The 5,045-nt window shown below is 61.3% G+C and carries 4 protein-coding genes and 1 pseudogene; all 5 read right to left on the bottom strand.

The features are described from left to right. Positions 1-298 (bottom strand): annotated as a pseudogene (locus tag NE591_RS12075) (serine/threonine protein kinase); the annotation flags it as partial. Positions 299-563: 265 nt separating this feature from the next. Continuing rightward, the gene (locus tag NE591_RS12070) at positions 564-1,145 is read right to left on the bottom strand and encodes a TetR/AcrR family transcriptional regulator (protein ID WP_256156729.1); all 582 of its coding nucleotides are present in this window, start codon (positions 1,143-1,145) and stop codon (positions 564-566) included. Between the two features lie 199 nt (positions 1,146-1,344). Continuing rightward, the gene (locus tag NE591_RS12065; RefSeq protein WP_114548704.1) at positions 1,345-2,682 is read right to left on the bottom strand and encodes an MFS transporter; all 1,338 of its coding nucleotides are present in this window, start codon (positions 2,680-2,682) and stop codon (positions 1,345-1,347) included. Positions 2,683-2,941: 259 nt separating this feature from the next. Next, positions 2,942-3,502, bottom strand: a complete 561-nt coding sequence (locus NE591_RS12060) for a hypothetical protein (protein WP_256156728.1) — start codon at positions 3,500-3,502, stop codon at positions 2,942-2,944. Between the two features lie 42 nt (positions 3,503-3,544). Next, positions 3,545-4,660: a DMT family transporter gene (locus tag NE591_RS12055; RefSeq protein WP_022739238.1), complete on the bottom strand. Its 1,116-nt coding sequence runs from the start codon at positions 4,658-4,660 to the stop codon at positions 3,545-3,547. Positions 4,661-5,045 lie beyond the last annotated feature (385 nt).

The following is a 5,045-nucleotide window of genomic DNA, read 5'->3' as shown; positions in this document are numbered from 1 at the left end:
TCATGGAGTCGTTGCGGAAGTCCGGCGTGCCGATGGCCTGGTTCCACTGCAGCGGGGTCGGGCGGTCGACGACGACGCCGCGGTCCTCGAGGATCTTCACGAGGTTCTCGAGGCACTCGTTGCCGCGAGCCACGGTGTCGGAGGGACGCAGGCCCCACATGCCGCGCATCTCGGAGTCAACCGGCACCTTCTCAGAAGTGGCGGGCTCCTCCGGCGGGATGACGGAGTTGTCGCAGCGGCCGACGATGACGCGCTTCAGCGGATCCCAGTCGTTCCAAGAGCTGACGATCTTTGCCATAACATGTGCTCCTATCTCATAGGCACTCTTCCGTCTCTTTTGAGACTAGGGGCACTATATCATTTTTTGCACGTGCACAAAACCCTTTTACCGAAGAAAGTTTTCAATTTCCCAAAAAATCATTGTCATCTCGTCAATCACTGGGTTAAGGCCTTTTTGTGCAAGTGCTTCGGTCATCAAGAAATAGGGATGCTGCTCTAGCCGAGCGGAGTTGCTGCCGTAGCTGAGCGCGAGACGCTGTTCTTGCCGAGCGGAAGATGCCGCGCTAGCCGAGCGCGACGGCGGAATCCAGCAGCATGCGCGCGATCTCGCGCACGTCGTACCCTTCGGAAATGGCCTTGACCGCTCCCCCGTCCACCAGGGCGACCACTAGCGACGGCGTCAGACTGACACCGGCGCGAACAAGAATGCGGTTCACGGCCGCGTCCAGCGCCTCGCGACCCTTGCGGTAGGCCTCGGTGACGACGGGGGCCTCGGAGGCGGCGATGAGCTGAGCGTAATGGGCGGGCATGGAAACCGTGTCGTCGGGAAGGCAGGCCTCCAGCAGAAGGTCGACCAAGCGCTCGCGGCATTCCTCGGGATCGAGGGCGTCAGCCGCCTGGGCCACCTTCTCGGCGCGCGCGATCCACAGTTCAATGTTGTAGCAGCCGGCCTCGTAGAGAAGCTCGGTGACGGAATCGAAGTAGTAACCGACCGAAGAAGAGGCCGCACCGGCCCATTCTGCCACTTTGCGGTAGGTAACGGCCTCGGGACCACGCTCGCGAAGCAGGGCGGCCGCAGCCAGCACCAGCGAGGTTCGCGTAATCTGAGCTTTCAGGGATTTGGGCTTGGCCAACGGCTTAGTCATGAGAGACTCGCTTCCTTATTGATTACTTGGCGTGACTCTACCAGAAAATGCCCAACAATGAAACCCCAGATGAGAGTTATTTTCTGGAAATATTTGGAGTGCCGTCAAAGTTTCGCTTCATTGTGCAAGTGCACAAGCAAGCGGCAGCCAGGCGACCCTCCCCGATCGCCCGGCTGCCGCAGAAATTGTCGCTTCCCGACTACTGGATCTCGGTCAGCTTCTTCTTGGAGTTGTCGTGGGTCATGCACATGGCGATGAACGCGACTACAGAGATGGCCACCATGTACCAGGCCGGCGCAATGGCGTTGCCCGTCGCCTCGATGAGGGCGATGGAGATAAACGACGCCGAGCCGCCGAAGATGGCGTTGGCGAAGTTAAAGGACAGCGCGAACCCGGAGTAGCGCACCTCGGTGGGGAACGTCTCGGACAGATAGCTCGACAACGTGCCATCGTTGATGGTGAGCAGAAGGCACATGACGAGCTCCACGATCAGGATGATCGCGAAGTTCTGCGAGTTCAACAGGTAGAACGCCGGCACCGTAAACACGATGAAACCCACGCAGGCGATGATGAGCATCTTCTTGCGGCCCACCTTGTCGGAGATGCGGCCCGAAAGGAAGATGAAGGCGATGTAGGCCACCAGGCAGATCGTCGTGATGAGCGACGAGGAGCCGGCGTCGTAGCCCACGGTGTCCTGCAGGTAGTTGGGCAGGTAGGTGAGCACGGCGTAGAAGCCCACGGCGTTCAGCATGCAAGCGCCGAAGGACACGAGCAGAGGCCGCAGGTGTTTGGTGAGCAGAAGCTTGATGGGTTTGTCGTCGGACTCGCCCTTCGCCTCCAGCTTCTCCTGCATCTCCTGGTACACCGGCGAGTCGGACACGCGGGTACGAATGTAGTGCGTGATGAGTCCGAGGGGACCCGCCAGAAGGAACGGGATGCGCCAACCCCACTCGGTCACGAAGGACGAGTCGTGGCCCCAGGTCATGAACATGAACGTGGCGAGCGCCGAACCGATGAGCAGGCCCGTGGCCGTCGAGGCGGGCACGAGCGAGCAGTACAGGCCGCGGTGGTTGGACGGCGCGTACTCGGCCAGGAAGGTGGCCGCGCCGGCGTACTCACCGGAAGCCGAGAACGACTGCACCATGCGCAGGCACAGCAGCAGGATCGGCGCCAGGATGCCCACAGCCTCGAAGGTGGGCAGAAGGCCGATCACGAAAGTGGCCGCCGACATCATGAGGATGGAGGTGGCCAGCGCCCACTTGCGACCCTTCTTGTCGCCCATGTGCCCCCAGAAGAAGGCACCCACCGGACGCATGAGGAAGGACAGCGCGAACACGCCGAAGGTCTCCAGCAGCGCCACCGTGGGATCGCCCGGAGGCATGAGCACGAGCGCGATGACCGTCGCGAAGTAGGAATAGGACGCGTAGTCGAACCATTCGATGAAGTTCCCGAGGAAGGAGGAGACCGCTACGCGCCTCAGTGTCGCGTGCTCCTCGCTATCGCGCTGGACTGCAACCGCTGTTTCGCTAGACGCCATGGAAATCACCCAGATCCTTTCCGAACCCCTTTTTATTTTGTGTTTTCCGCATCGGGAAACACCCCCTTTAGAAACGAGGGAGGCCCGGCATCCGTGTCTCACAGATGCGCGAACCTCCCCATCTTCGTGCAAGCCGGCATATCCCGGGGTCGGGAGGTTACACCTCGTGCCAGCCAGCACACGTGCCGCACCTTTTGGGCCGTGCGCGCCCTTAATGCGCCGAGGCCGCGCGAAAGCTTCGCACGGCCCCAGTTACCTCTTAGTAGTCGCCCATGTAGTCAACTTGGGCCTTGCTGGCACGCAGCACGAACGCCTTCTCGGCCTTCTTGCCGCCGGCGGCCAGCTTGGAGAGCACCACGCGCTTCAGGCGCGGATACGGATTCATGCCGTACCACGCGAAGGCGGTGCCCCCGGTGTAGCACTCCACGATGCTGTGCACGGGAAGCGAGGCATCGCGCTCGGCATCGAGCTTGATGTACTCGGCGATCTCGTCGGCGCACACATCGCGGATTACTTCCACGCTGATCTCGAGGTCGCGGGCCAGCTGCTTAAGCTGGTACTCCACCTCGGCCTCGTCGGCGTGGGGGAAATAGGTCACGTCGTAGGTGACGGCAGAGAGCCCGGACGCCTTGGCGAAGGCGATGAACTTCTCCAGCGACACCATCTGCACATGCTCCTCGGTGCGCTCGGCGATGTCGAGCTCAGCGGGGAAGCCGGCCACGCCGTTCTGAGCGAACACAGCCTCCAGCTGCTCTTCGGTCATCGCAGGCTCGAACTCCACCGACGAGGCGATGTGCGTCAGGTTCTTAGTCATCTTCATAAGAAGCCTCTTCCTATACGGCAGTCATTTCTGACGCGCTGCTTACAGACCCTCGATGTCCTCTTGCTCGGCAATGCGGGCGGTGAGGTTCTCGGCGATCTCCTGCTGCTGCTTCGCTTTGCGCTCGGCCACCATGCCCTTGACGGACGGGATGGCGCCACCGGCGATGATCATGAGACCACCGATGATAGTGTTCACGGTCAGCGCCTCGCCGAAGACGACCAGGCCCACGAAGATGGCCACGGGCACCTCCCAGTAGGCGATGGTGCCGTAGTCAGCAGCCGGCAGGTTGCGGCCGGCGACCAAGAGAAAGCCCAGAGCGATAGGACCGCAGATGATCCACAGGAGCACCGCGCCAATCCAGTTGAAGGTGGTGAAGTGCACGGACAGCGCCCAGTTCTCCATGCCGGGCTGAGAGCCCAGGGAGTTCAGGATGATGGTGATGAGGCCAGCGCCCAGCACGGCGAAGATGAAGTTCCACACGCCGCGAGCCGTGGTATCAGCATCCTTGCGATAGCCGTTGAAGAACATCGACAGGCCGTAGAACAGGCCGGACAGCAGACCGAAGGCGTCGCCCACGCCCTTCTGCGGGAACTCGGGCGTCGAGGTCTCGAGGCTGAAGTCGAGGCCGAAGAACTGGCCGCCCACGCCGAAGCCGAGCAGGCCCTCGCCGAACAGCATGCCGATGAACACGACGAGCAGGCAGATCCACTGCAGGCCGCTCATGGGCTCCTTGCGGAAGATGCGGGCCGCCAACACGCAGATCACCGGGCCGGTGTAGATGAACAGTACGGCATTGGCAACGGTCGTGAGCAGCGTGGACGTCACGTAGCATGCCAAGGACATACCAATCATCAAACCGCCGAGAGCGATGGCGGGAGTGAGCTTGAGTTCCTTGAAGGTCTTCACCTTGTGAGTGGCGACCATCAGGATAACGAAGAACAGCACGCCCATGCCCATGCGGCCGCAGGCCATGAGAGCGCCGATGGAGTCACCGGCGTTCAGGCCCAGGGTGCCATCGAACATATCCGTTCGCGTGGCCCAGCGGCTGAACAGGGGCACGAGACCCATGCCGGTTGCAGAGATGAGCATGGCAATGGTACCCCACCCGGTCTTCATCTGATAGCCCTCGGTGGCGTTGGTGTTTTCCTGTGCCATAATCCCTCCTTTTTCTTTCCTCTGAGGTGAGATAGGTTGAATGGAACGTCCCCTCGCCCTTAAGAGAGGCGCCCCGGACACGGAACTTGCCCTAGTTCCGTGAAATAAAGAAGGGGAACAGGCCGCGCCTTTGCGTTGAAACCTGTTCCCCTTTCTTTTCTAACTTGTGCCTCTCACGCAGCTGCCCTTAGCTGCTGATCGGCGATTTTAGCCTTCAGGCCGCTTTTGCAACCTGAAAGTCCACGATAAACGTCGTGCTTACTTCCACATCTCGGGGCGCACGAGGGTGGGATCCTCGACGCGGTTCGGGAAGTAGTCGAGGCACTCGCCCTCGCGGTAGACGTCGGCGGTGGAGCAGTGCAGGCCGCCGCCGAACGGGTAGGCG

This window comes from Adlercreutzia sp. DFI.6.23 (genome assembly GCF_024462535.1).
Classification (GTDB): domain Bacteria; phylum Actinomycetota; class Coriobacteriia; order Coriobacteriales; family Eggerthellaceae; genus Adlercreutzia; species Adlercreutzia rubneri.
This window is presented reverse-complemented; position numbering and strand designations above follow the sequence as displayed.

Excerpts from the sequence above, each read along its gene's own strand:
- NE591_RS12055 (WP_022739238.1), bottom strand. The coding sequence starts at position 4,660 with ATGGCACAGGAAAACACCAACGCCACCGAGGGCTATCAGATGAAGACC.
- NE591_RS12065 (WP_114548704.1), bottom strand. The coding sequence starts at position 2,682 with ATGGCGTCTAGCGAAACAGCGGTTGCAGTCCAGCGCGATAGCGAGGAG.
- NE591_RS12060 (WP_256156728.1), bottom strand. The coding sequence starts at position 3,502 with ATGAAGATGACTAAGAACCTGACGCACATCGCCTCGTCGGTGGAGTTC.
- NE591_RS12070 (WP_256156729.1), bottom strand. The coding sequence starts at position 1,145 with ATGACTAAGCCGTTGGCCAAGCCCAAATCCCTGAAAGCTCAGATTACG.